Below are 23,908 nucleotides of genomic sequence, written 5' to 3' on the forward strand. Positions count from 1 at the left end.
GGGGCCAGGCGCCTGCGATGCTGGATGCATGCGGTGCCTGATCGTCGACGACAGCCGGCACTTCCTCGAAGCGGCGCGCGGCCTGTTGCTGCGCGAAGGCGTCACAGTCGTCGGTACGGCGTCCTCGGCGGCCGAAGCCGGTGCGCTGGTCGAGGGCCTGCGGCCGGACGTCGTACTCGTCGACATCGACCTCGGCGGCGAGAGCGGCTTCGACCTGATCGTCCAACTGCGGTCCGCCGGCTCACCGCCGCCGATGATCCTGATCTCGACTCACGCCGAGCAGGACTACGCGGACCTGATTGCCGCGAGCCCTGCGATCGGCTTCGTACCCAAGACGAACCTGTCCGCCGCCGCGATCCAGAGGTTGCTGGACCGGGTCTAGGTGGAGCGCCCGCGGCGTACCACGGCGTCGAATCCGGCAGCTAGCAAGAGGACTGCGCCGGTGACGACCCATTCGTAGCCGGACGAGTTCGCGCCCTGGATCAGGTCGCTCATGCCGTTGATGATGACGGCCACCACGAGGCCGCCGAGTACGGCGTCGATCATCCGGCCACGGCCGCCGAACAACGACGTACCGCCGATCACGGCCGCGCCGACCGCCAGCAGCAGCGTGTTCCCGGCGCCCGCGTTCGACTGCACCGACTGCAGGAGCGACGCAGCGACCACACCCGAGACGGCCGCCATCCCGGAACAGATCACGAAGACCGAGATCCGGATCCGGGACACCACGACGCCGGCCCGGCGGGCGGCCTCCTCGTTGCCGCCGACGGCGTACACATGCCGGCCGTAGCGGGTCCGGCTCAGGGTGAAGTGCCAGATCACGAACAGCAGCACCAGCAGTACGACGGCCCACGGCTCGCCCTGCGCCTTGTTGCTGAAGAACGCGTTCGTGATCAGGTTGCGGTTGAGCCCCATCTCGTAGGTGAACGCGCTGCCGAGCAACGCGACCCCGACCACCTTCGCCACGATCACCGCGACCGGTGTCGCGGGCAGTCCGCTCTGCCGGCGACCGCGCGCATCGATCAGCTTGATCGCGGCGTACCCGGCGACGAAGATCCCGAGCAGCGTCCAGCCGAGCCACAGCGGCACGAAGCTGTTCTCCAACGAGATCAGAGGTGAACCGGTCGGCAGGATCACCGACCCTTGACCGCCGACCAGGATCAGCGTCAGCCCCTGGAAGGCCAGGAAGGTCGCCAGCGTGATCACGAACGACGGGATGCCGGCCCGCGCCCGCAGCCACCCCATCACGTAGCCGATCACCAGTCCGACCGCGAGCCCCGCGAGTACGCCGACCCACCACGACTGCCCGTGCCGCAGCAACAGAACGGCCATGATCGCCGAGCACAATCCACCGGTCGTCCCGGCCGACAGGTCGATCTCCCCGAGCAGCAGAACGAAGACCAGGCCCATCGCCATCACGATGATCGGCGCGGCCTGGATGACGAGTGCCTCGAGGTTGTACGCGCTCAGGAAGCCCTGATGCACGATCGAGAAGAACGCGGTGATCACCACCAGACCGACGATCGCGGGGGCCGATCCGAGCTCACCGCCGCGCAGCCTGGCCAGGTAGTCCCGGATGTAGACGCTCAACGCACCCGGACCCCGCACCGGTGTCTCTTCGGCGATGGCAGGTCCGACCTTCGCGGTCACGATGTCGCTCCCCTCGACTCGGCCGGCAGTCCGAGTTCGCCGGACCGGCCGCTGGTGATCAGCTCGACGACCTGGGTCTGGCTCACGTCCTTGCGCCGTACCTGCGTGGCCGTCCGGCCCAGGAACAGCACGGCGATGGAGTCGGCGACCTGCATGACGTCGTTCATGTTGTGCGAGACCAGGACGACGGCCACGCCGCGATCGGCCAGCCGCCGTACCAGGTCCAGCACCTGCTCGGTCTGCGCGACCCCGAGGGCCGCGGTCGGCTCGTCGAGGATGACGATCTTCGAGCTCCAGAGCACCGACTTCGCGATCGCGACGGTCTGCCGCTGGCCGCCCGACAGGCTGGCGACCCGTTGCCGCACCGACCGAACCGTCCGGACTCCCAACGAGGCAAGGGTTTGCGAGGCCAGCTGCTCCATCGTGTTCTCGTCGAGCGTGTGCAGCCGGCCGACCCGTTCGCGGCCGAGGAACATGTTGCCGACGACATCGAGATTGTCGGCCAGGGCCAGATCCTGGTGGACGATCTCGATGCCGAGCCGCGCCGCGTCCCGCGGTTCGTGCAGCTGCTGCGGCGTACCGTCCACGAGGATCTCGCCGGTGTCGATGCGGTGGATGCCGCCGATGCACTTGACCAGGGTCGACTTGCCCGCCCCGTTGTCTCCGACCAGGGCGGTCACGTCGCCGGCCTCGGCGCTGAAGTCCACTTCCGACAGCGCCACGACCGGACCGAACGACTTGCCGACGCCCTTCAGCTCAAGGGTCGTCACGGGGTCTTGATGCCGTTCTCGCCGCACAGCTTCACCAGCGCCGGCGTCGGACACACCGAGGCGGCGGTCTCGTACCCGTCCGTCACGGGCAGTGCCACGTTCTTCTTGGTGATGACGGTCGGATCCGCCAGGTACGACGGGACCTCGCGACCGGTGGTCGGGTCCTTGATCGTTGCCGGGGCGGTCGGCTTCTGGCCGGACAGGATCTGACCTGCCAGCTTGATCGCGACATCGGCCTCACCGGCGACCGGCTTGTAGATCGTGAAGCACTGGGTGCCTGCCATCACGTTGTCCAGACCGCCGGCGGTGGCGTCCTGACCGGACACCGCGACCTTGCCGGCCAGACCCTGCGACTTCAGCACGTTGATCACCGACTGCGCCATGGTGTCGTTGGCAACCATCACCGCGTTCAGGTTCGGGTGCCGGCCGAGCATCGTGGTGAACACGGTCTGCGCCGTGGCCGGGTCCCAGTTGCCGGTCTGCTCACCGAGCTTCGTCCAGCCGGTCTGCTTCGACAGCACCGAGTTGTAGCCCTGGGCAAACAACGTCGCGTTGTTGTCGGTCGGTGCGCCGTCGATGTCGACGTACCCGACGGCACTCTTGCCCGCCACCTGCGAACAGGCGGCCAGCGCGGTGCCCTGGTCCTCGCCGACCTTCACGTTGTCGTACGAGACGTAGTACTCCGCCGTACCGCCCGTGGTCAGGCGGTCGTAGTCGATCGTCACCACGTTGTGCTGCTTGGCCAGCGACTCGATCGCCTTGCCCGACCCCGAGTCGAGGTTCGTCACCAGCAGCACGCCGACGCCCTGGTTGATCAGCGCCTGCGCCTGCGACTCCATGGTGGTCGCGCTGGCGTTCGCGTTGTCGATGTAGCAGGTCAGCTTGTTGGCCGTGCACTGCTTACGCAGCTCGTTCGGATCGGCCGAGACCCAGCGCGGCGAGGACGCAGTGTCCGGCAGCAGGATGCCGACCTTGGTGTTCGGCGGCGGTGTACTGCTGCCGCTCGCCGAGGAATTGTTGTTGTTGCCACAGGCAACCAGGCTCGCGCTCAAGGTGAGGGTGAGTCCGGCCAGCGCGGCAGCTCTCAATGGTGTTCGCATCTCGCGTCCTTCGTGATCGCCGCAGGGTTCTCTCCTGCCCAGCATGCGATCGGCGCCGCGCCACGTCGTCGCAGCAGGCACCCAACCCCGGTGCCCACCAGTGGGTACGGCAGATACCGGCTGGCAGGGGGCCGGGACGGCGGACAGCCTCACTGCACCAGCCGACCGGCCCGGGCCAAGGTTGTCGGTATGGCCACATCTGCAGCAGTACCTTCCGCTCGGCAGAGCCGGCCGGGCCTGAAGCGTGACATCGGCTTCGTCGGTCTGATCTGGGCGTCCGAAGGATCGATCATCGGCTCCGGCTGGTTGTTCGGCGCCCAGGGCGCCCTGTCCACCGCCGGCCCCGCGGCGATCATCTCCTGGGTGATCGGCGGTACGGCGATCCTCATCCTGGCGCTCGTGCACGCCGAACTGGGCGGTATGTACCCTGTCTCCGGCGGTACGGCGCGCTTCCCGCACTACGCGTTCGGCGGCGCGGCCGGTGCGTCGTTCGGCTGGTTCTCCTGGCTGCAGGCGGCCACCGTCGCACCGATCGAAGTGCTGGCGATGATCACCTACGGCCAGCACTACTCGTTCGCGAGCGGGTGGCTGGAGACCGTCAACGGACAGCACATCCTGACTGCGTCCGGGATCGTGGTCGCGGTCCTGCTGATGGCAGCGGTCACCGCGATCAACTTCCTCAGCATCAGGCTGCTCGCGCGCACCAACAGCGTGGCGACCTGGTGGAAGGTCGGCATCCCGCTGCTCACGATCTTCGCGCTCGCCGCGGTGCAGTTCCACGGCAGCAACTTCACCGCCGCGAACGGCTTCAACCCGTACGGCGCCAAGGGCATCCTGTCCGCGGTCTCGACCAGCGGCATCATCTTCGCGCTGCTCGGATTCGAGCAGGCCGACCAGCTGGCCGGCGAGAGCAGCAACCCGCGGCGCGACATCCCGCGCGCGGTGATCGGCTCCATCGTGATCGGCGCGGTGATCTACATCCTGCTGCAGATCGCGTTCATCGCAGCACTGCCCAAGGACCAGATCCAGGGCACGTGGGCGCACGCGGCGTACACCACGATGACCGGACCGTTCGCGCAGGTCGCGACGTTGCTGAGTATGGGGTGGCTGGCAACGATCTTGTACATCGACGCGGTGGTCTCGCCCGCCGGGACGGGCCTGATCTACATCACCGGTAGCTCGCGGGTGTCGTACGGGCTGAGCCGCAACGGGTACGTGCCGTCGGTGTTCGAGAAGACCAACCACCGCGGCGTGCCGTGGGTCGGGTTGATCACCGCCTTCGTGATCGGGTGCATCTGCTTCCTGCCGTTCCCGAGCTGGCGTTCACTGGTCGGGCTGATCACCAGCGCGAGCGTGCTGATGTACGCCGGAGCGCCGTTGTCGCTCGGGGTGTTCCGTCGACGGCTGCCCGACGCGCATCGCCCGTACCGGCTGCCGGGCGCGAACTGGCTGTCGCCGTTGGCGTTCGTGGTCGCGAACCTGCTGATCCTGTGGTCCGGGTGGATGACGGACTGGAAGCTCGGCGTCGCGATCCTGCTCGGGTACGTCATCCTGATCGCCAACCGGGTGTTCAAACTGAACCCGATCATGCCGCAGCTCGACCTGCGGGCCGCGCAATGGCTGCCGGCGTACCTGATCGGGATGGGGCTGATCGTGTACCTGAGCGACTTCGGCCCGTTGAAGCACCCGTGGTTCCCGCTCTGGTGGGACATGCTCGTCACCGCGGTCTTCAGCCTGGTCATCTACTTCTGGGCCTTGGCAGTCGCGCTCCCGGCCGAACAGATCCAGCAGATGGTCGACCAGGTCGTCGTACCCGAAGAAGCCAACCTGGGGTGAGGGGTGTACCGAAGAACGGGTAGTGGTGCCCCTCAGAGGCCGCCGCCGGGCTGCGCTCAGCGTGGCTTGAGCTGACGGACCGGGACACTACCCGTTCGTCGGTACGGTCAGAGGTCCACCAGGTCGAGGAGTTTGCCGAGCTCCTTCTGGTCGAGGTCGCGGAGTTCGCCGGTGTGCAGGTTGCCGCGGCGGACCGGGCCGATGGCGGTGCGGGTCAGGCGCTTCACCGGGTGACCGACCGCGTCGAACATCCGGCGGACGATGCGGTTGCGGCCCTCGTGCAGGCTCATCTCGACCAGCGTGCGGCCGGGGACGGTGGAGACGATCTTCACCGTGTCCGCGCGGGCCGGGCCGTCGTCGAGCTCGATACCGTCCAGGAGCGTCCGCAGTACTGCGGGTTTGACGTTGCCTTCGACCTCGGCGACGTACGTCTTGGAGACCTCGTACGACGGGTGTGCGAGACGGTGCGCGAACTCGCCGTGGTTGGTGAGCAGCAACAAACCCTCGGTGTCGGTGTCGAGCCGGCCGATGTGGAACAGCCGCTCCGGGCGATCCTGCACGTAGTCGGTGATGCACGGACGGCCTTGCGGGTCGGACATCGTGGTCACGACACCGCGCGGTTTGTTGAGGACGAGGTACACGTTCGCACTCACCGGCGGGATCCGCTCCCCGTCGACCCGGATGACCGCCGTCTCCGGATCCACCCGGACCCCGAACTCCGTCACCACCCGCCCGTCGACCTCGACCCGCCCCTCCTCGATCAGCAACTCAGCATTCCGCCGAGAAGCCACCCCCGCCCGAGCCAGAACCTTCTGCAACCGAACCCCGGCGTCATCCCCCATCCCGCACACCCCACCCAGCCGCCGAGCTCACACCATCAACATCTTGTTCATCGTCTTCGTCCCCGCCACCCCGCACGTCCCCAACGTCCGCGGCGTCTTCGTCATCCTCAACACCCTGCAGGTCCGCAGCGTCTGCAGCGTCTTCGTCTTCTTCGTCCTCGTCGACGTCAGCGGTCTCCGCACCCACCGCGTCATCCGCCCACTCGGCACCCTCCGCAGATCCGCCCTCCCCGACGTCCTCCGCGTCACCCGCCTCCCAGGCACTCACCGCGGACTCGCCGTACTCCGTCTGCTCGGAGTCGGTCTCGTTCGCCTGCCCAGCGTCGTCCGCGGGCTCGGCGTGCTCGGTGGGTGTGGACTCCGGGTCCTGGGTCGACTCTGCTGCCTGCGTGGTGTCCGCCGAGGCGGTGTCGTCTGCTGACGGCGTCGCGGGCGGGAGGGACTGGGCTGCCAGCTCCTCCTCGATGTCGTCCATGTCGGGAAGGTACGGGGCGAGTTCAGGAAGATCGTCCAAGGACTGCATGCCCATGCGTTCCAGGAAGTACGTCGTGGTGCGGTAGAGCGTCGCCTGCGACTCCGTGTCGGCGCCCGCCTCCTCGACCAACCCTCGCGCTACCAGCGTGCGCATGACGCCGTCGACGTTCACCCCGCGGATCGCGGAGACCCGCGCCCGGCTGACCGGCTGCTTGTACGCGACCACCGACAGCGTCTCCAGCGCGGCCTGAGTCAGCCTCGCCTGCTGACCGTCGAGCACGAAGCGTTCGACGTACGGCGCTGCCTCGACGCGGGTGTAGTACCGCCACCCGCCGCCGACCTCACGCAGGTCGAACCCACGCCCCTGCTCGGTGTACTCCTCCGCCAGCGCCCCCAGCGCCTCCGCCACATCCCCCGTCGGCCGCCCGACCGCCCGCGCCAACGTCAGCACCGGCAACGGCTCGTCCGTCACCATCAGGATCGCCTCGATCGCCCGCCGCATGGTGTCGTCATCAACAACAACCTCATCCCCCACCGGCACCGCCGTCTGCCCAGGCGGCAAATAATCCTCATCCTCCACCCCACCCGCAGCACCATCTCCTGCGCCTGGCTCGCCCAGCTCGGTGTCCTGTGTGGGGGGTTGGGGAGGATTGCTGGCCGAATCGGGTAGAGCATCCTCCCCAGCGCCGGGCGGCGTGGGGAGTGGGGACTCGGCGGCGGGGTCCTCGGGGGTTGGGGTGGTGTTGGTGTGGTCGGTCACTGGTTTGCCGTCTCGTCGGATGCTGGGGTGGGGGCGGGACCGGGGTCGATGTCGGATTCGTCGGTCAGGCTCGCGCCGGGTTCGAGGAAGTCGGTGTCCTCGGCAACTACCGGCGCTTCGCCTGCTTCGTCAGCCGGTGTGGCTTCTTCGTCGAACTCGTCGCTGACGTCGATCTCGCCCTCGTCCGTGCCCGTCCACCGGATCGTGAGCTCGCCCAACGGCGTCACCTGGTCGAACGTCACCGCCGCCTCGCGGAACAGCTCCAGCAGCGCAAGGAACCGGCACACGGTTGTCACGGTGTCCGGCGAGTCCGCAACCAACGCCCGGAACGTCGTACTGCGTTGCCGCCGCAACCGATCCACGATCACAACGGCCTGCTCGCGCACCGTGACGGCCGGCGCGTGCAGGTGAGCGAGCGAAACCCCTTCAGGTACGTCGCTCTTGGGCGCCATCGCCCGCGCCGCAAGGGCCGCCAACCCGGCCGGATCGAGCCCGAGCAACACCTCGGGCAGCAGCTCGGCGAACCGCGGCTCGACCCCGACAGCCCGCGGGAACCGCCGCGACTCGACCGCCATCCGCTCCTGCACCAGGGCCGCGATCTGCTTGAACGCCCGGTACTGCAGCAGTCGCGCGAACAGCAGATCCCGAGCCTCCAGCAGCGCGAGGTCCTCGTCGTCCTCGACCTCGCCCTTCGGCAGCAACCGCGCCGCCTTCAGGTCCAGCAACGTCGCCGCGATCAGCAGGAACTCCGAGGTCTGATCGAGATCCCACTCCGACCCGAGCGCCTTGATGTGCGCGATGAAATCGTCCGTGATCACCGACAGCGCGATCTCGGTGATGTCGAGCTTGTGCTTCGAAATGAGCTGCAGCAGCAGGTCGAACGGGCCCTCGAAGTTCACCAGGTGAACGCTGAACCCCTTGCCCTCAGCAACAGCCGGCGTGTCGTCGGCGCCGAGATCCAAAGGCAACGAGTCCGAGGACACCGTCACTCCGAACCCTTGAGCTCCGCGGCCCGGTCTTCGGACGCGCGGAGCCGCCGTACCAGCACCGAGTCCGGTCCGTGGTCGACGAAGTCGGCCAGCAGCACGTCGATCGCCTCCCGGACGATCCGGCCGCGGTCGGCCGTGAGGCCGTGCTCCGCGCGCAGCGCAAGTCTGGTCTGTTCCAGGCCGAGCAGCTCATCCTCCGTCACGTACACGGTGATCTTCGTGTCGTGACGGATCCGACCACTCGACTTCCGGTCGTCGACGACCGTCGTACGGGACCGTACGGTCGACGGTCCGTCAGTGGTGGTGCGCTTCTCGGGTCTGGTCTGCTTCGGTGCCGCACCCCCGAAGAGTTCACTGGCACCTGGCAGGCTCACCCGGCGGGACAACGCGCCAGCACCTCCTTGGCAAGGTCGCGGTACTGCGTAGCCGCTTGGGACGATGGCGCGTACGTCGTGATCGGTTCGCCGACGACCGTGGTCTCGGGGAACTTGACGGTACGCCGGATGACGGTGTGGAAGACGCGCTCGTCGAAGGCCTGGACGACCCGGTCGAGCACTTCCCGGGCGTGCGTCGTACGCCCGTCGAACATGGTGCCGAGGATGCCGACGATCTCGAGCTTCGGGTTCAGCCGGTCCTGCACCTTGGCGATGGTGTCGGTCAGCATGGCCAGACCGCGGAGCGCGAAGAACTCACACTCCAGCGGTACGACGATGCCGTTCGACGCGGTCAGCGCGTTGACGGTGAGCAGGCCGAGCGACGGAGCGCAGTCGATCAGGATCACGTCGTAGTTCGGGATGATCGGGCCGAGCACCCGCTGCAGGGTGTACTCGCGGGCGACCTCCTGGACCAGCTGCACCTCGGCCGCGGACAGGTCGATGTTGGCCGGCAGCAGGTCGAGGTTCTCCACCCGGGTCGGCTGGATCACCTCGTCGGGGGTGATGTCGCGCTGCATCAGCAGGTTGTACACCGACAGCTCGAGGTCGTGCGGCTGGACGCCGAGGCCGATCGAGGCGGACCCCTGCGGGTCGAAGTCGATCAGCAGCACCTTGCGTCCGGTCTCGGCGATCGCCGCGCCCAGGTTGATCGTGGTCGTGGTCTTGCCGACGCCGCCCTTCTGGTTGCACATCGCGATCACCTGCGCCGGGCCGGTCTTGGCGGGTGGCTGCGGCACCGGCAGGTCCGGCAGCGGCCGGCCGGTCGGTCCGATCTTGTGACGCGGACCGTTCGGGTCGTTCACGGGTGCAAGGTCCTCCGCGGTGAGCTTGGCCGTCGGCTTCGGCATCTCCGCATAGTTGTCGGGCAGCGCCCGGGGCGTCGTCACCGGGCGGGGTGGCGTGCTGAACGGCTGGGCCGGCTCCGGGGTCGGCTGGTGCCCCGGGATGCGGCCCGAAAGGTGGTCGGTCACGTGCTCGGTGCCCGGGAATGTCGACTCGTTCATGACTCGTCAAACCTTTCAACCGATACGGGCGATCCCAGCGACTGTAAGCGTGCATTCAAGCACTCTCAACCAGCCACTCCGCACCGGGGTGGGGCTGTTTGTCGACAAAGCTCCGAACCTGGCCGATCACCCACTCCGAGTCACCGGCCGTGACCAGATGATCGCACACCGTCCCCGGATGCCGATCACCGGGGTCTAACCTTTCACGAGCCGGTTGTAGCTGTAGAACCAAGTCGGTACGACGGCGGCGACGACCGCCAGCGACCAGGCGGGTAGTGGATGGCCCAGTGCGGCCACGAGCACCGAGACGAGCAGGCAGGGGATCTGCCAGCCGAGGAACCAGCGCAGCCGCACTCTGCCGATCACACCGGCCACTCCGCTGATCACGAAGTACAGCGCGAGCCCTCCGAACAGGTACCAGCGCTCCTTTGTCTCCAGATGCTCTCCGGCCTCTGGGATCAGTCCGCCCAGTCCAGCCGCCATAGCGACGATTGCCCCGGTCACAACGAGGTGAGCGAGCAGTGCGGCCCACGGCTCGAGCGGAGTGGTACTGCGGGGCGCCGGAGTGAACCCGTACAGGGTCGTGAGCTGCCAGAGCTCGATCAGCAACCAGAACGCCGCCAGCGACGCCAGGCCGACCTGCCAGTCCCAGTCCAGATCGGTGTTCGCGGCGACCACCTGCGCCAGCGCCTCGCCGAGCACGATGATCACGAACAGGCCCAGCCGCTCGTCCAGGTGCCCCCGCTCGACACGGGCCACCGAGATCAGCGGCGGCTTGGCCGGCTCCTCGTCACGGCGCCTGAACGGGAGCCATTTGAACCACTGCGCCCGTCGCAGCTCCGACTCCCGCTGCTGCCGGATGCTGCTCGCTCGCTGCTCCATGGCCTTCGGGTTGCGTGCTCCCATGACCGAGAACAGCAGGTCGGCCACGATCCCCCCGAACCAGAGCCAGTACGCCGTCTCCGCCGGGACGAACAGCGCAACGACCCAGGGTGCAGCCATGACACCTTGCGTGGCCGGCCAGAAGCCGATCACCTTCCCGTCCCGGCTGGCCGACTGCGCAGCGATACCCCGGCAGATCAGGAACGCCACGGTGAACGCGATGGTCCGGCTGCCACCGTGCGGCTCCCCGCTGTGGCCTGGCAGGAGTCCAGGCCACACGCCTGGTACGGAGGCTGCCATCACCCCGATCCCCAGCATGGTCCGCAGTACCGCTCGCCGCCTGGTGTGCTCCCCCGCGACGTTGGCGTAGACGCTCGTCGCCGTCCACACGCTCCAGATCGCGTAGAACATGGCCGCACAGATGGCGACCTGCCCGATCGTCTCGGCTCCGTGCAGCCGATGGGATATCTGCGCCGCCGCAGCAACCACAGTCAGGTCGAAGAACAGCTCCAGCCAACTGGCATGCCGTTCCGAAGCTTCGTCCGCCACGAACGACACCTTAAGAGGAGAGCGCTCGCGGATGAGACGTCGCGTAGACCTCACGCAGTTTGTCGACGGTCACCAAGGTGTAGACCTGCGTCGTCGTGACGGACGCGTGCCCCAGCAACTCCTGGACCACGCGCACGTCGGCCCCGCCGTCCAGCAGGTGCGTGGCGTACGAGTGACGCAGCGTGTGCGGCGAGATCTCCTTCGAGATCCCGGCCCGCTGCGCAGCGCGACGCAGTACCGTCCAGGCGCTCTGCCGGGACAGGCGGCCGCCGCGGGCGTTCAGGAACAGTGCGGGGGTGCCCCGCCCACGCGACACCAGGTCGGGGCGGCCACGGACCTGGTACGCCGACAGCGCGTCGCGGGCGTACGACCCGACGGGTACTACCCGCTCCTTGCTGCCCTTGCCGCGCAACAACACCGCTCCGGCGTCCATGTCGATGTCATCAACGTCCAGGCCGACCGCCTCGGAGATGCGGGCGCCAGTGCCGTACAAGAACTCCAGCAGCGCGGCGTCCCGAGTGGCCAGTACGGCGGGCTCGGCCTCGGCTCCAGCGGCCGCCGTGAGGATCCGGGTGACCTCGTCGACAGACAGTGCCTTCGGCAGCCGCTGTGGCGGCACAGGTGGCTTCACGGCCGCCGCAGGGTCCACAGCGGCCAGCCCTTCGCGTACACAGAACCGGTGGAACCCGCGGACCGCCACCACGGTCCGGCCGGCACTCGACGCGGTCAGTGGCGGATGGTCGGCGTCACCTTCGCGCAACCGCATCAGGAAGTCACTGACCACGGCCTCCGTGATCCGGCCGAGGTCATCGATCCCGGTGGAGGCGAGGTAGCCGCCGTACCGGCGCAGGTCACGCCGGTACGACGCCAGGGTGTTGGCGGCCAGGCCGCGCTCCACCGTGAGGTGGTCCAGGTAGGTGCCAACTGCCCTGGTGATGCTCAGACCAGCACCTCGTCCAGCTTCAGCTGCGACAGGTCATGCGCCTCGGCCACCGGGCCGTAGGTGACGTGGCCGTCGAACGTGTTCAGGCCGAGTGCCAGGCTGTGGTCCGACTTCAGCGCCTCCCGCCAGCCCAGGTTCGCCAGCTCGATCGCGTACGGCAGCGTGACGTTGGTCAGCGCGTACGTCGACGTGTTCGGCACCGCGCCAGGCATGTTCGCCACGCAGTAGAACAGCGAGTTGTGGACCCGGTACACAGGGTCGGCGTGCGTGGTCGGACGCGAGTCCTCGAAGCAGCCGCCCTGGTCGATCGCGATGTCGACCAGCACGCTGCCCGGCTTCATCCGGCTGACCATGTCGTTGGTGACCAGCTTCGGCGCCTTCGCACCGACCACCAGTACCGCACCGATGACCAGGTCGGCCTCGAGTACGGCGCGCTCGATCTCGTACGCGTTCGAGGCGATGGTCAGCAGATGGCCCTGGTAGACCTGGTCGGCCTGCCGCAGCCGGGCGATGTTGCGGTCGAACAGCTGCACCTGCGCCTGCATGCCGAGCGCGATCGCGGCGGCGTTCATCCCGGAGACACCCGCACCGAGGACGACCACCCGGGCCGGGTGCACGCCGGACACGCCGCCGAGCAGCACGCCACGGCCGCCGCCCTGCGCCATCAGGTGGTACGCGCCGGACTGCGGGGCGAGCCGGCCGGCCACCTCGCTCATCGGCGCCAGCAGCGGCAGCGTGCCGTCCGGAAGCTGGACGGTCTCGTACGCGATCGCGGTGATGCCGGACCTGAGCAGCGCGTCGGTCGTTTCCTGGCTGGCGGCAAGGTGCAGGTACGTGAACAGCACCTGGTCCTTGCGCATCCGGTGGTACTCCTCCGCCACCGGCTCCTTCACCTTGAGCACCAGCTCGGCGTCAGCCCAGACGTCGTCCGCGGTCGGCACGATCCGCGCACCGGCGGTGACGAACTCCTCGTCCGGGATCAGCGAACCGCTGCCCGCCCCCTGCTCGATCAGAACCTCGTGCCCGCTACGAACGAACTCGTGCACGCCGGACGGGGTGATCGCCACCCGGTACTCGTGGTTCTTGACTTCCTTCGGTACTCCGACCTTCACAACTTGCCCTTCTTTCACGTTCCAGGTGTGCGGCTCACGTCGTTGTGTCCGCGGGCCCGGCGGTTGAGGGGTGTGCCGCTAGGTCGCTGCCGAGTGTAAGCCCGTCCGGTTCATACCACCCGACGGGATGGTCTGATCTTGACATGACCTTTCGGAGAAGATGACGCCATGGAGAAGGAAGTGATACTTCCGGGCGGCAACATCGGCGGCGCGGTCCGGATCGGCGCCACGGTACGGCGCGCGACCGGGCCGTGGACGCCGGCAGTTCATGCCCTGCTCAACTACTTGGCCGACGCCGGATCGACCGGCGTACCGCGGGTGCACGGATACGACGAACGCGGACGGGAAGTTCTCGATTACCTTCCGGGTACGGCGTACGGCCCGGAAGTACCCGACGACGTGCTCGCGGACGCGATGCGGTGGCTCGCGCGGTACCACCAGGTCGTTGCCGCGTACCGCCCGTCCGGCGTGATCACGTGGCGGGCCGGTGCGGGTGAACTCGCGGCGGACCAGATCATCTGCATGCACGATTACGGGTACTACAACTGGATCGGTACGGCAGACGGGTTCAGCGGCGTGATCGACTGGGATCTGGCCGGTCCCGGCGTACCGCTCGACGACATCGCGTTCACGGCCTGGAACACCGCGCCGCTGGCGCTCCCGATGGAACCGGCGTACCAGGCGGCGCGCATTCGGTTGATGGCTTCGTCGTACGGCGATGTGTTCACGCCGCTGGAGATTCTCGAGGCGGCGCCGGGCCTCGCGCAACGATCCGCGCGGGTGATCCGCGCCGGCCAGGACGCGGGCGATCCCGGGATGCTCAACCTGGCCACGGTCGGTGAACCCGAGCGCACAGAGCGGCGTCTGACGGACCTTCGCGCCCGCGTCCCGGAGATCGCCCGCCACCTCTGACGGGGCAACGATCATTGACTGCCATTCGTTGCCATCAGGGATGCTTGGAACGGAGCCCGTCCGCCCCGGGTTGCACGCTGAGGCTGATCGACGAGAGGAGTACGGCGTGGCAGTCGAGCTGGGACGGTACGGGGTCTGGCACGGACCTCAGCACTTCGGCCCGGAACTGGCGGCGGGACTGGAGCAGGCGGGGTACGGCGCGCTGTGGCTGGGCGCCTCGCCGGACACCGGCCTGCGCGACGCCGAGGTGTTGCTCGCCGCAACCACTTCGGTTGCCGTCGGCACCAGCATTGTGAACATGTGGAAGTCGCCGGCCGCCGACGTCGCGGCGTCGTACCACCGGCTGGAGGTCGAGCAGCCGGGGCGGTTCCTGCTCGGAGTGGGGATCGGTCACCGGGAGCGCAACGACGACTACCGGTCACCGTACGAGACGATCGTCAGCTACCTGGACGAGCTCGACGACGCGAAGGTGCCGGCCGACCGGCGGGCGCTGGCCGCGCTCGGTCCGAAGGTGCTGCAGCTGTCCGGGGCGCGGACCGCCGGCGCACTGCCGTACCTGACCACTCCGGAGCACACCAAGGAGGCGCGCCGGATCCTCGGCGGCGGGGTGCTGCTCGCGCCGGAGCAGATGATCGTGCTGGAGACCGATCCGGAGGTCGCCCGGGCGACGGCGCGGGACCGGCTGGCGTCGTACCTGCAGCTGACGAACTACACCTCGAACTTCAAGCGGCTCGGGTTCACCGACGACGATCTGGCCGACGGCGGCAGCGACCGGCTGGTCGACGCGATGGTGCTGCACGGCTCGGCGGTCGAGGTCGCCGAGGGTCTGAAGGCGCACCTCGACGCGGGCGCGGACCACGTCGCGATCCAGCAGCTGGGGCGGGAAGGGATCGACCTGCTGCCTGGGTACGAGGCGCTGGCAACCGTCCTCGGGTAGAGCGATCGGTGCCCCTGGCAACCGTTGCCAGGGGCACCCGCTACCGCATGGTGAAGTCGGCGAAGTCGAACCCGGGTGACACCACACACGACACCAGCACGGCCTCGTCACCAGCGGGCCTCGCGGCCTGCCACGCGCCGGGCGGGATCACTACCTGCGGCTGTTGCCCGGCCCGCACATCCGGTCCGAGTACGACGGACTCGTCGCCGTACTCCATCGTCAACGGACCGCCGGAGTGCCACAACCAGATCTCCGCCGACCGCACCCGATGCGCCCGCGACTCCTCCCCCGGCGCCAGCAGAAAGTAGATCGCGGTCGCACTGGCCCGAGCCCCGCCGTACCCCTCCGGCTCGAACTCGACCCCCGACCGCCACGTCTCCCGATACCACCCACCCTCAGGATGCGGCTCCATCCCCAGCAATACCGCCAGCTCCGGCTTCTCCATGGCCCGATTCTCCGGCAGAGTGCGGGGCATGACTGAGCTGCCTTCTGAATACCACCGCAGGCTTCCGTACGGTGAGCGGGTGTCTGCGGACCCGTTGGTGGGCCAACCGTTCTTTCCGTTCGAGGGGGACGTGCAGGTTGTGCCGTTGGCCGAGCCGGTGGTGCCGGAGCCGCCGCGGGCCGGGGAGGCCGGGGGGAAGCCGTGTGCGAAGTGTGCGGATCCGGACGGGTACGTGATCTGGCGGGACGAGCAGTGGGCGGTGAAGGCCTTCGGCGCGACCGGGTTGCCGCTCGTGGCGGTGCTCGAGCCGAACGAGCATTACCGGCTCGACAATCTGCCGCCTGAGCTGACAGCGACCCTCGGCCCGATGATCCAGCGAGTGGCCAAGGCGATCCAGGGGCTCGACAGCGTCGGGCGTACGCACTTCAACCGGTGGGGTGACGGCAGCGAGCACTTCCACCTGTGGTTCCTGGCGCGGCCGCTCGGGATGATGCAGCTCCGCGGCGCGATGATCGCGGCCTGGGACGACATGCTGCCGAAGATTCCCGACGAGGAGCTGGCGGCGAACAGCCGCCAGGTCGCCGCCGCCCTGGCCGAGGGCGGCGGCGAAGCGGTCGTCAGCTGACCCTGTCCGGAGTTACCAGGTGCCGAGCGAGCGGGCGACGAGGATGTCGGTCTTCCGGGCGGGCGCTCCGTCGACGGGGGCCGGGTCGTCGGGCGTCGGCGCGATCCCGCCTGCGGCCACGCGGTCGAGGGTGGCCAGACCGAGCCGGTCGACCGAGCCGAAGATCGTGTAGTCGGGGCGCAGCCGCGAGTCCGCGAACACCAGGAAGAACTGCGACCCGTTGGTGTCCGGGCCGGCGTTCGCCATCGCCAGCGTGCCCCGCGCGTAGACCTTGCCGGCCCCCGTCGGGTCGGTCGGCCAGTTCGGCAGGCCGGTCGGCAACTCGTCCTTGTACGAGTAGCCCGGGCCGCCTTCGCCCGTACCGCTCGGGTCACCGCACTGCAGCACCTTCAGCGTCGTGTACAGCGTCAGACGGTGGCACGTGGTGAAGTCGTAGAACCGGCTCTTCGCCAGGTGCAGGAAGCTCTGGACCGTGCACGGCGCCTTCGCCCGGTCCAGTGACAGCAGCATCGGACCTTGGTTGGTCGCGACGAGGACCTTCACGATCCCCTTGTCGGGTGTGTGCTTCGGATCCGGCGGCAGCGACACGGGACGCGCCGGCGGCTCGTCCGGGGTCGCCGTGTAACCGCACGGGCCTTTGGTGCTCACCGGCGTAATAGCCGCGTCGGCCGGTGCAGTGGTGACCAGCAGCCCGGCCACTGTCACAGCAGCACACGCAATCGCACTTGTCAGTCTCATCAGCAGTCCCCTCCGATTCAGTCCGCGGCGACGGTGAAAAGCCGTAGATCGCGGTTCTTGGGCAGCGTGATGCTCACCGGTGTCTGCGTCAAGGTCACAGGCGCCGTGGCGAAGATGTGCGTGGTCACGTTGTCCTTCCCGCCGCCGGACTCGTTGCGGTACGGCGTGGTGGCGACGATGACGTTGCCGTAGTGGAGGGTGTCGCCGCCACCGCCGAGCGTCCAGTCGCTGAAGGACAGGTCGATCGGCGACGTACTGCCGTCGGCGTACTTCAGCGTCGCCGTCGTCTCCTGATTGCCGTTGACCGCGCTGCCGATGAACGACAGCTTCGTCGTACCGGCGGGCAGGTTCAGATTGAGCAGCTGACCGTCAGCAGGCACGTTGTCTGGATCACCGCTGGGTACGCCGGGCCACGTGAACGTGAGGCCTTGCACCGTCCCAGTGCCGCCAGGTGTCAGACCAGCGGCGGCTAGCGCCTGGCGGGAGTAGCTGACGCCACCACCGTCGTAGTCCGCTTCGGTGTGGTCGCCGTTGTCGTCCGAGATGCCGACACCTTCCCGCAGTACGAAGAAGGAGTTCGGCTGACCGACAGCGACAGTGAAACCGACCTGTGGCAGCGCAGTACCGTCAGCGGCCTTCATCGACACCGTGACCGGGTAGCGGCCGTCCGGCGTACTGGCGGCCGCAGTGATCGTCACCGCGGCGCTGCCGACCTTGTCCACGTGGAAGGTGCCAGTAGTAGGTGTCGCAGTGAGACCAGCAGGTGTGTTGATGGTGTACGTGACGTCCTGCGCGGTCCCACTCAGTCGGTGGGCTTGCACTGCGACGGGTGCGCTGGTGGCGCCCGGCGCGACGACGAGGCGGCTGGTGTCCGTCGACGTCTGGAACGGGATCTCACCGGTCCGCCACGACGGCGGTGCGTCACTGGAGCTCGCACCCCACGCCTTGTTGGCCGTCGTACCCAGCGTGAAGTCCAGCGTTCCACCACGCTGCACGAACGACTCCGGCAGCCACGGCTTGGTCGTCGACTTCCCGTTGACCTTCAGCGACTGCACGTACGGCGCATCCGCGCCCGGGGCGTTGATGCGAATGGTCCGGCTGCCCCGGTGGATCACTGCCCGCGAGAACACCGGCGCCGCAACCTGTAGCTCCGCACGGCTCGGCACGTCCGGGTACAGACCCAGCGCGGTCCACACGTACCAGGACGACATCGCACCGAGGTCGTCGTTCCCGGGGATCCCGCCGGTGCTGGTGTTCCACAGCTGGTTCATTGCCTGCCGCAACGTCTCCTGCGTCTGGTACGGCCGGCCGGTGTAGTTGTAGATCCACGGCGTGTTGATCGACGGCTCGTTGTCCATCTCGGCGTGCAGCTCGCCCGCACCGGTCAGCGCCCAGGTCCCGTCCGGGTTCTTGAAGAACGCGTCCAGCCGCTGGTTCGCCGCGTCCACACCGCCCATCGCGTCGGCAAGTCCGGCCCGGTTGTGCGGAACCATCCACGTGTACTGCGCGCTACTACCCTCGGCGAACCCGTCGTACGTCGACGGAGTGAACGCGGGCCAGGCGCCGTTGCCGTCCCGGTTCTGGACGTAGCCGCCGTTGTCCGGGTTGAACACGTTCTGCCAGTACTGCGACCGCGTGAGGAACTTCTGGTACGTCGACTTGTCGCCGGTGCGCTGCGCCAGCTGGGCCAGCGCGAAGTCGTCCGTCACGTCCTCGAGCGTCTCGACCGCACCGCCCCAGGCGTTGGACTTGGTCGGGACGTAGTGCAGCGCGAGGTACTTGTCGAGCGAGGGTCGCTGCCCGATCGTCATGACCGGCTTGCCGGCCGAACTGAGGTCCTTCGCGGTGGGTACGGTCGCCGCCTTCACCAGCGAACGCAGTGCGCCGCGAGCGTCGAAGTTCGTACCACCGAACGCGTAGATGCCCGCCACCGCCGGCGCGGACGGGTCACCGGTCATCACCGACGTACTGCCGGACGCATGCGTCCACCGATCCCAGATGCCGCCGTTCTGCGTGGCCTGGTTGAGCAACGACTGCGCGATATCGCCGGCTCGATCCGGATCGAGCAATGTAACTAGTTGCAGCTGCGACCGGTAGACATCCCACCCAGAGAACGTCGCGTACTGCGCGACCTGTCCGCGCAACGCAGAGTGCGGCTTCTGATCGAAACCCCAGTACTGACGGTTGACGTCGCTGAACACGTTCGGGTGCAGCGACGCGTGGTACAGCGCGCTGTAGAAGGTCGTGCGCTGGTCCGTCGTACCGCCGGTGATCTCGATCCGGTCGAGCTGCTTTCGCCATGCCTGCTTGGCTTTCGCAGCCGTCATCGCGACCGATGTACCGCGCGGGTTCTCGGCGCGCAGGTTGGCCAGCGCGTTGGCGGTGCTCACGTAGGAGATGCCGATCCGCACGGTCACCTTGTCGCTGTCGAAGCCGACGTACCCACCGGAGCCCTTGTTCGGCGGCATCCAGCCGTCGCTGCCGTACGTCGTACCGCCGCTCGCCTGAGTGCTCCCTGGCGTGACGCTGGTGTCGGTCCAGGTGCCCTGGTTCTTGAACGGCTGGTCGAACTCCGCGACGAAATGGAGTGTGTAGTAGCTGCGCTGCCCGACGCCGGCCAGGTAGCCGCAGAAGTTGCCGCTCGTCACGGACCCGCTGACGGTGCGGTGCGCCGGGTCGATGCTGACCTGCGCGTCGCTCGATCCGACCTCGGAGTTCGACGTACGGAACATCAGCGTCTTGGCCTTGTCGGCCGGGAACGTGAACGCCGCCGACCCGGTCCGTGTCGTGGCGGCCAACTCGGCCGTCACGCCGGAGTCGAGGCCGACCTTGTAGTACCCCGGCTTGGCGACCTCGTTCGCGTGGCTGAACGTCGCTGCGTAGACCTCGTCCTTGGCGTCGCTCTGCGGCGAACTCGTCACGTCCCCGGCCAACGGGAAGATCGGGATGTCACCCGAACCACCCGCGCACCCGGTCCCACTCATATGCGTGAGGCTGAACCCGCGGATCTTGGTCGCGTCGTACAGATACCCGCCAGGCGCAGCCGTCCGGTACGCGTTCCCCCGGCTCGTCTCCGGACTGAACGACAACATCCCGAACGGCACGACAGCCCCGGGAAACACGTTCCCCGCATTCGACGACCCGATCAACGGATCCACCTGTTCGGTCGGATCCGTTGAACTACTCGTGATCCGACTACTCCCGGCGGCCGCCGGCGCCCGCAACCCGGCCACCGCCGGATCAGGTGGAGTCGCGGTGGTCGGGTGGTCGCCCGAGCCGGCCGGAGAGGGAGTGGGCAGAGCCTGAGCGCTCGGCGCGAGCGCTGCGATCAGAACACCCGCGAGGACGAAACTCGCGCGGCGGGACAGGGCGGAACGACGCATGGGCGGAACCAACCTTCGACGTCGGAACGGGGCGGAGTGACATCGTTGTCAGCAACAAATACCCCAGCCCGTCCCCTCGGTCAAGCTCCCACCGGCCCCACGCAGCGATGGATCAACCACGATGGGTCAGCGGCCGAAGCCGGTCCAGCGGTGCTTGGTGGCGGGCTGGGCCCGGTCGGCGGCCGCGGCTGTCGACGACCGGTCGGCCTGCTGCAGCGGCATGGCGCTGAGGGTTTCCTTGACGGTCCGGGCCGAGTCGTCGACCCGCCCGCACACCGCGGCCACTCGTCCCTGAACCTCAGCCGCCGCGAGCTGCGGCTCCTCAGCGAGTCGCTGGAACTCCGTACGAACGTCGTCGGTCAATCGCGCGCGCAGGTCGGACAACGCCTCCCGCGCCGGCTCGAACTTCTCCCGCAGCTGAGCTGCCAGTTTCGCGTCGACGACCCGTTCGAAGGCCTGCTCCCGCGGCCCCTTCAGCAGATCGCGGACCGCGTTGTCGGGCCACTCGCCCCGCGCCCGCGCGTACTGAGCGGCCAGTGCCACGGCGGCTTCCCGGGCGACCGGATGCTCGGGCTCGCCCTCCTGAGTGTCCTGCAGCCTCGAGCTGAGCTCGGGGCTGAGCCGGAAACAGATCCGATCGCCGCTGACCGCCCAGTCCGCGTGCCGCAGCCCGTCGTTCAGGAACCGATCCGCATCGCTCCCGGCGTCGAGCGCCATCCGGATGGGGCCGTCGCCTTCGGTCTCGCGGTTTTCGATGCGCTTGTCCAGCGCCGTGAACGTGACCACCCGGATCGCGTGCCGGAGCTCGGCCACCTCGTCAGAGCTGAGCGCCTGAGGTCGTTCCGCCGCGCTCTCGAAGGCGCGACCGATCGAGTCGTCGAACACCATCGAGCCGTCGGGGTGTACCGCCCCCAACGGCCCGGCCGACGCGTCGAAAGACACTCCGGCCATGTTGTGATGGACGTTGAGCTCGCCCCAGTCGATGACGTTGGTCACCAGCTTGTCGAGGATCTGCTTCGCTCCAGGCGATGGCTGCCACGCGTTCACGAACCGATCTCCTTCTGCTCGCCGTCGGTCGTCCGCAGGACCCTAGCGACGAGCCGGCCCACTCTCGATGCGCGGCAGGTAACGATGCCGCACCGGTCAGGTGTGGTCCTTCGCGGGCCACGGCGAATCGGCGGGCCGGAGGGTGTCGAAGCCGGGGCCGTTGAGGGCGGTCCAGGTGGCAAGGGCGCCCATGATCAGGATCGGGTTCTGGAGCTGGCCGGCCAGGACGGCGCCGACGACGTCGATCAGCGGGGCCCAGACGGTCTCCATGTCCGCCTCCTCGTGGAGGCGTTCGAAGGACTCGTCGGCGGGCGAGAGGTCGCGGGCCAGGAAGATCCGGACCGCCTCGTTCGTCAGGCCGGGCGAGGTGAAGGCGTCGACCAGGATCCGCCAGTCGGCGGCCTTGGTCGCGGTCTCCTCCCACAACTCACGCTCGGCGCCCAGGCGGTACTGCTCCCCCTGGACGTCGAGCAGTCCGGCCGGCGGCTCGAGCAGCTTGTACCCGACCGGATGCCGGTACTGACGAACCAGCAGCATCCGGTTGTTCTCGTCGAGCGCGACCACACCGACCGCGCCAGGGTGTACGACGACATCCCGCACGAACGGCTCAGCGCCGACCGGGGCGATGGTGTCCCGTCGTACCGAGATCACCCGCCCGGTCTCGTGCACCACCTCGGACGAGGAGACCGGCCAGTGCTCCGGCTGATCGGCGAGACCGGCGCCGAACCGCAGCTCGGGATGATCCGTCATCGGGTCTTGACCGGGGTCTTCTTGGCCGCAGCCTGCTTCGGCTCCTCGACCGGGAGCCGGGACTCGCGCTGGCGGTCCAGGGCGGACGCGACCAGGCCGGAGAACAGCGGGTGCGGCTTCGTCGGCCGTGACCGCAGCTCCGGGTGCGCCTGGGTGGCCACGAAGTACGGGTGCACGGACCGGTCCAGCTCGATGAACTCGACCAGCTCGTGGTCCGGCGACAGGCCGCTGAACACCAGGCCGGCGGTCTCCAGCTTGTCCCGGTACGCGTTGTTCACCTCGTAGCGGTGCCGGTGCCGCTCCTGGATCGAGGGCGCGCCGTACAGGCCGCGGACGATCGAGCCCTCGGTCAGGTTCGCCGGGTAGAGGCCGAGCCGCATCGTGCCGCCCATGTCCCCGGTGCCGGAGACGATGTGCTTCTGCTCCTCCATGGTCGCGATCACCGGCTGCTCGGCGTCCGGATCGAACTCGCTGGAGTTCGCGTCCACCAGGCCGGCCAGGTCGCGGGCCACCTCGATCACCATGCACTGCAGACCCAGGCACAGCCCGAGGATCGGGATGCGCTGCTCGCGGGCGAACCGGATCGCGCCGATCTTGCCCTCGATCCCGCGCACCCCGAAGCCGCCGGGGATGCAGATCGCGTCGACGTCGCCGAGCAGCCGGGCCGCGGCCTCGGGCGTGGCGCACTCGTCGGAGGCGATCCAGCGCAGGTTCACCCGGGCGTCGTTGTCGAACCCGCCCGCGCGCAGCGCCTCGGCCACCGACAGGTACGCGTCCGGCAGGTCGATGTACTTGCCGACCAGCGCGACCGTGACCTCGTCCTTGGGGTGATGTACGACGCGCAGCAGCTCGTCCCAGCGGGTCCAGTCGACGTCGCGGAACTGCAGGTTCAGCCGGCGGACGACGTACGCGTCCAGGCCCTCGGCGTGCACGACCTTCGGGATGTCGTAGATCGACGGCGCGTCCACCGCGGCCACCACGGCCTCGACGTCCACGTCGCACATCAGCGAGATCTTGCGCTTCACGCTGTCCGGGATCGGCCGGTCCGCCCGGCAGACGATCGCGTCCGGCTGGATACCGATCGAGCGCAGCGCCGCGACCGAGTGCTGGGTCGGTTTGGTCTTGAGCTCGCCGCTCGGCGCCATGTACGGCACCAGCGAGATGTGCAGGAAGAACACGTTGTCCCGGCCGACGTCGTGCCGGACCTGCCGGGCCGCCTCCAGGAACGGCAGCGACTCGATGTCACCGACCGTGCCGCCGATCTCGTGCAGGACGACGTCGACGTCGGGGCCCGCCATCGCGAGCATCCGTTCCTTGATCTCGTTGGTGATGTGCGGGATCACCTGAACGGTGTCACCGAGGTACTCGCCGCGCCGCTCCTTGGCGATCACGCTCGAGTACACCTGCCCGGTGGTCACGTTCGCGACCTGGGAGAGGTCCCGGTCGAGGAAGCGTTCGTAGTGCCCGATGTCCAGGTCGGTCTCGGCGCCGTCGTTGGTGACGAACACCTCGCCGTGCTGGAACGGATTCATCGTGCCGGGATCCACGTTCAGATACGGATCCAGCTTCTGCATCGTGACGCGGATGCCCCGTGCCGTCAGCAGACTGCCGAGGCTGGATGCTGTCAGTCCCTTGCCGAGACTGGAGGCCACGCCGCCGGTGACGAATACGTGCTTGGTCTGCTGCGAATTGGAAGCCCTGTCCACGGGTCTCCAGCCTACCTCTT

The 23,908-nt window shown here is 68.3% G+C and carries 22 protein-coding genes; 5 read left to right on the forward strand and 17 right to left on the reverse strand.

Annotated elements, in window-relative coordinates; genetic code table 11:
* The first annotated feature begins 28 nt into the window (after positions 1–28).
* Positions 29–382 carry a response regulator transcription factor gene (locus OHA18_RS03115; RefSeq protein WP_329002025.1) on the forward strand — a complete coding sequence of 118 codons (354 nt, stop codon included), beginning with the start codon at positions 29–31 and terminating at the stop codon, positions 380–382.
* Here OHA18_RS03115 and OHA18_RS03120 read toward each other — a convergent pair.
* Genes OHA18_RS03120 through OHA18_RS03130 form a run of 3 tightly spaced genes read right to left on the reverse strand, consistent with a single transcriptional unit; the run spans position 379 to position 3,520 of the window.
* A complete protein-coding gene (locus OHA18_RS03120) occupies positions 379–1,650 on the reverse strand; it encodes a sugar ABC transporter permease (protein ID WP_329002026.1) in 1,272 nt (423 codons plus the stop codon). The genes OHA18_RS03115 and OHA18_RS03120 overlap by 4 nt on opposite strands.
* Positions 1,647–2,420, reverse strand: a complete 774-nt coding sequence (locus tag OHA18_RS03125) for an ATP-binding cassette domain-containing protein (protein WP_329002028.1) — start codon at positions 2,418–2,420, stop codon at positions 1,647–1,649. The genes OHA18_RS03120 and OHA18_RS03125 overlap by 4 nt, the downstream gene beginning before the upstream one ends.
* Positions 2,417–3,520 (reverse strand): sugar ABC transporter substrate-binding protein, encoded by a 1,104-nt coding sequence (locus OHA18_RS03130; RefSeq protein WP_329002029.1) that lies wholly within the window; start codon positions 3,518–3,520, stop codon positions 2,417–2,419. The genes OHA18_RS03125 and OHA18_RS03130 overlap by 4 nt, the downstream gene beginning before the upstream one ends.
* A gap of 189 nt (positions 3,521–3,709) precedes the next feature.
* On the opposite strand from OHA18_RS03130, the gene OHA18_RS03135 reads away from it, so the two are divergent.
* The gene (locus OHA18_RS03135) at positions 3,710–5,356 is read left to right on the forward strand and encodes an APC family permease (protein ID WP_329002030.1); all 1,647 of its coding nucleotides are present in this window, start codon (positions 3,710–3,712) and stop codon (positions 5,354–5,356) included.
* A 107-nt stretch (positions 5,357–5,463) separates the two neighbouring features.
* Here OHA18_RS03135 and OHA18_RS03140 read toward each other — a convergent pair whose 3' ends face one another.
* The 8 genes from OHA18_RS03140 to ald form a co-directional block, all read right to left on the reverse strand.
* A complete protein-coding gene (locus tag OHA18_RS03140) occupies positions 5,464–6,198 on the reverse strand; it encodes a pseudouridine synthase (protein ID WP_329002031.1) in 735 nt (244 codons plus the stop codon).
* Entirely contained in the window at positions 6,188–7,252 is a 1,065-nt protein-coding gene (gene scpB / locus OHA18_RS03145; protein WP_329002033.1) for an SMC-Scp complex subunit ScpB, read from the reverse strand. The genes OHA18_RS03140 and scpB overlap by 11 nt, the downstream gene beginning before the upstream one ends.
* Positions 7,253–7,428: 176 nt before the next feature.
* Positions 7,429–8,415 carry a segregation and condensation protein A gene (locus tag OHA18_RS03150; RefSeq protein ID WP_442914407.1) on the reverse strand — a complete coding sequence of 329 codons (987 nt, stop codon included), beginning with the start codon at positions 8,413–8,415 and terminating at the stop codon, positions 7,429–7,431.
* A gap of 2 nt (positions 8,416–8,417) precedes the next feature.
* Positions 8,418–8,807, reverse strand: coding sequence for a hypothetical protein (locus tag OHA18_RS03155; protein ID WP_329002034.1), 390 nt, complete (start codon positions 8,805–8,807; stop codon positions 8,418–8,420).
* A complete protein-coding gene (locus OHA18_RS03160) occupies positions 8,792–9,859 on the reverse strand; it encodes a ParA family protein (protein ID WP_329002036.1) in 1,068 nt (355 codons plus the stop codon). Before OHA18_RS03160 ends, OHA18_RS03155 begins: the two co-directional genes overlap by 16 nt.
* Before the next feature lie 195 nt (positions 9,860–10,054).
* Positions 10,055–11,290, reverse strand: coding sequence for a low temperature requirement protein A (locus tag OHA18_RS03165; protein WP_329002037.1), 1,236 nt, complete (start codon positions 11,288–11,290; stop codon positions 10,055–10,057).
* Between the two features lie 10 nt (positions 11,291–11,300).
* Complete coding sequence (xerD, locus tag OHA18_RS03170) at positions 11,301–12,227, reverse strand: site-specific tyrosine recombinase XerD (RefSeq protein ID WP_442914408.1); 927 nt, start codon at positions 12,225–12,227, stop codon at positions 11,301–11,303.
* A gap of 2 nt (positions 12,228–12,229) precedes the next feature.
* Entirely contained in the window at positions 12,230–13,345 is a 1,116-nt protein-coding gene (gene ald, locus OHA18_RS03175; protein ID WP_329002038.1) for an alanine dehydrogenase, read from the reverse strand.
* A 168-nt stretch (positions 13,346–13,513) separates the two neighbouring features.
* On the opposite strand from ald, the gene OHA18_RS03180 reads away from it, so the two are divergent.
* Entirely contained in the window at positions 13,514–14,257 is a 744-nt protein-coding gene (locus tag OHA18_RS03180; RefSeq protein WP_329002040.1) for an aminoglycoside phosphotransferase, read from the forward strand.
* A gap of 106 nt (positions 14,258–14,363) precedes the next feature.
* Positions 14,364–15,194 carry an LLM class F420-dependent oxidoreductase gene (locus OHA18_RS03185; RefSeq protein ID WP_329002041.1) on the forward strand — a complete coding sequence of 277 codons (831 nt, stop codon included), beginning with the start codon at positions 14,364–14,366 and terminating at the stop codon, positions 15,192–15,194.
* A 40-nt stretch (positions 15,195–15,234) separates the two neighbouring features.
* On the opposite strand, the gene OHA18_RS03190 is transcribed toward OHA18_RS03185, so the two are convergent.
* On the reverse strand, positions 15,235–15,639 hold the full coding sequence (locus OHA18_RS03190) for a cupin domain-containing protein (protein WP_329002042.1): 405 nt from the start codon (positions 15,637–15,639) through the stop codon (positions 15,235–15,237).
* A gap of 28 nt (positions 15,640–15,667) precedes the next feature.
* Here OHA18_RS03190 and OHA18_RS03195 point away from each other — a divergent pair, with 28 nt between their 5' ends.
* Positions 15,668–16,264, forward strand: a complete 597-nt coding sequence (locus tag OHA18_RS03195) for a hypothetical protein (protein ID WP_329002043.1) — start codon at positions 15,668–15,670, stop codon at positions 16,262–16,264.
* A 12-nt stretch (positions 16,265–16,276) separates the two neighbouring features.
* On the opposite strand, the gene OHA18_RS03200 is transcribed toward OHA18_RS03195, so the two are convergent.
* The 5 genes from OHA18_RS03200 to OHA18_RS03220 form a co-directional block, all read right to left on the reverse strand.
* The gene (locus OHA18_RS03200; protein WP_329002046.1) at positions 16,277–17,002 is read right to left on the reverse strand and encodes a peptidylprolyl isomerase; all 726 of its coding nucleotides are present in this window, start codon (positions 17,000–17,002) and stop codon (positions 16,277–16,279) included.
* Positions 17,003–17,019: 17 nt separating this feature from the next.
* The gene (locus OHA18_RS03205; protein WP_329002048.1) at positions 17,020–20,385 is read right to left on the reverse strand and encodes a GH92 family glycosyl hydrolase; all 3,366 of its coding nucleotides are present in this window, start codon (positions 20,383–20,385) and stop codon (positions 17,020–17,022) included.
* A gap of 126 nt (positions 20,386–20,511) precedes the next feature.
* Positions 20,512–21,432: a hypothetical protein gene (locus tag OHA18_RS03210; RefSeq protein WP_329002049.1), complete on the reverse strand. Its 921-nt coding sequence runs from the start codon at positions 21,430–21,432 to the stop codon at positions 20,512–20,514.
* 96 nt (positions 21,433–21,528) lie between these two features.
* Complete coding sequence (locus OHA18_RS03215) at positions 21,529–22,182, reverse strand: NUDIX hydrolase (protein WP_329002050.1); 654 nt, start codon at positions 22,180–22,182, stop codon at positions 21,529–21,531.
* Positions 22,179–23,888, reverse strand: a complete 1,710-nt coding sequence (locus tag OHA18_RS03220; RefSeq protein ID WP_329002051.1) for a CTP synthase — start codon at positions 23,886–23,888, stop codon at positions 22,179–22,181. Before OHA18_RS03220 ends, OHA18_RS03215 begins: the two co-directional genes overlap by 4 nt.
* Positions 23,889–23,908 lie beyond the last annotated feature (20 nt).

Origin of the sequence: Kribbella sp. NBC_00709 (genome assembly GCF_036226565.1) — a bacterium.
GTDB lineage: Bacteria > Actinomycetota > Actinomycetes > Propionibacteriales > Kribbellaceae > Kribbella.

What these genes read in the sequence shown, in the direction of transcription:
- OHA18_RS03190 (WP_329002042.1), bottom strand. Translation starts at nt 15,639, where the DNA reads ATGGAGAAGCCGGAGCTGGCGGTATTGCTGGGGATGGAGCCGCATCCT.
- OHA18_RS03195 (WP_329002043.1), top strand. Translation starts at nt 15,668, where the DNA reads ATGACTGAGCTGCCTTCTGAATACCACCGCAGGCTTCCGTACGGTGAG.
- OHA18_RS03200 (WP_329002046.1), bottom strand. Translation starts at nt 17,002, where the DNA reads ATGAGACTGACAAGTGCGATTGCGTGTGCTGCTGTGACAGTGGCCGGG.
- OHA18_RS03115 (WP_329002025.1), top strand. Translation starts at nt 29, where the DNA reads ATGCGGTGCCTGATCGTCGACGACAGCCGGCACTTCCTCGAAGCGGCG.
- OHA18_RS03160 (WP_329002036.1), bottom strand. Translation starts at nt 9,859, where the DNA reads ATGAACGAGTCGACATTCCCGGGCACCGAGCACGTGACCGACCACCTT.
- OHA18_RS03180 (WP_329002040.1), top strand. Translation starts at nt 13,514, where the DNA reads ATGGAGAAGGAAGTGATACTTCCGGGCGGCAACATCGGCGGCGCGGTC.
- OHA18_RS03140 (WP_329002031.1), bottom strand. Translation starts at nt 6,198, where the DNA reads ATGGGGGATGACGCCGGGGTTCGGTTGCAGAAGGTTCTGGCTCGGGCG.
- OHA18_RS03205 (WP_329002048.1), bottom strand. Translation starts at nt 20,385, where the DNA reads ATGCGTCGTTCCGCCCTGTCCCGCCGCGCGAGTTTCGTCCTCGCGGGT.
- OHA18_RS03135 (WP_329002030.1), top strand. Translation starts at nt 3,710, where the DNA reads ATGGCCACATCTGCAGCAGTACCTTCCGCTCGGCAGAGCCGGCCGGGC.
- OHA18_RS03130 (WP_329002029.1), bottom strand. Translation starts at nt 3,520, where the DNA reads ATGCGAACACCATTGAGAGCTGCCGCGCTGGCCGGACTCACCCTCACC.
- OHA18_RS03215 (WP_329002050.1), bottom strand. Translation starts at nt 22,182, where the DNA reads ATGACGGATCATCCCGAGCTGCGGTTCGGCGCCGGTCTCGCCGATCAG.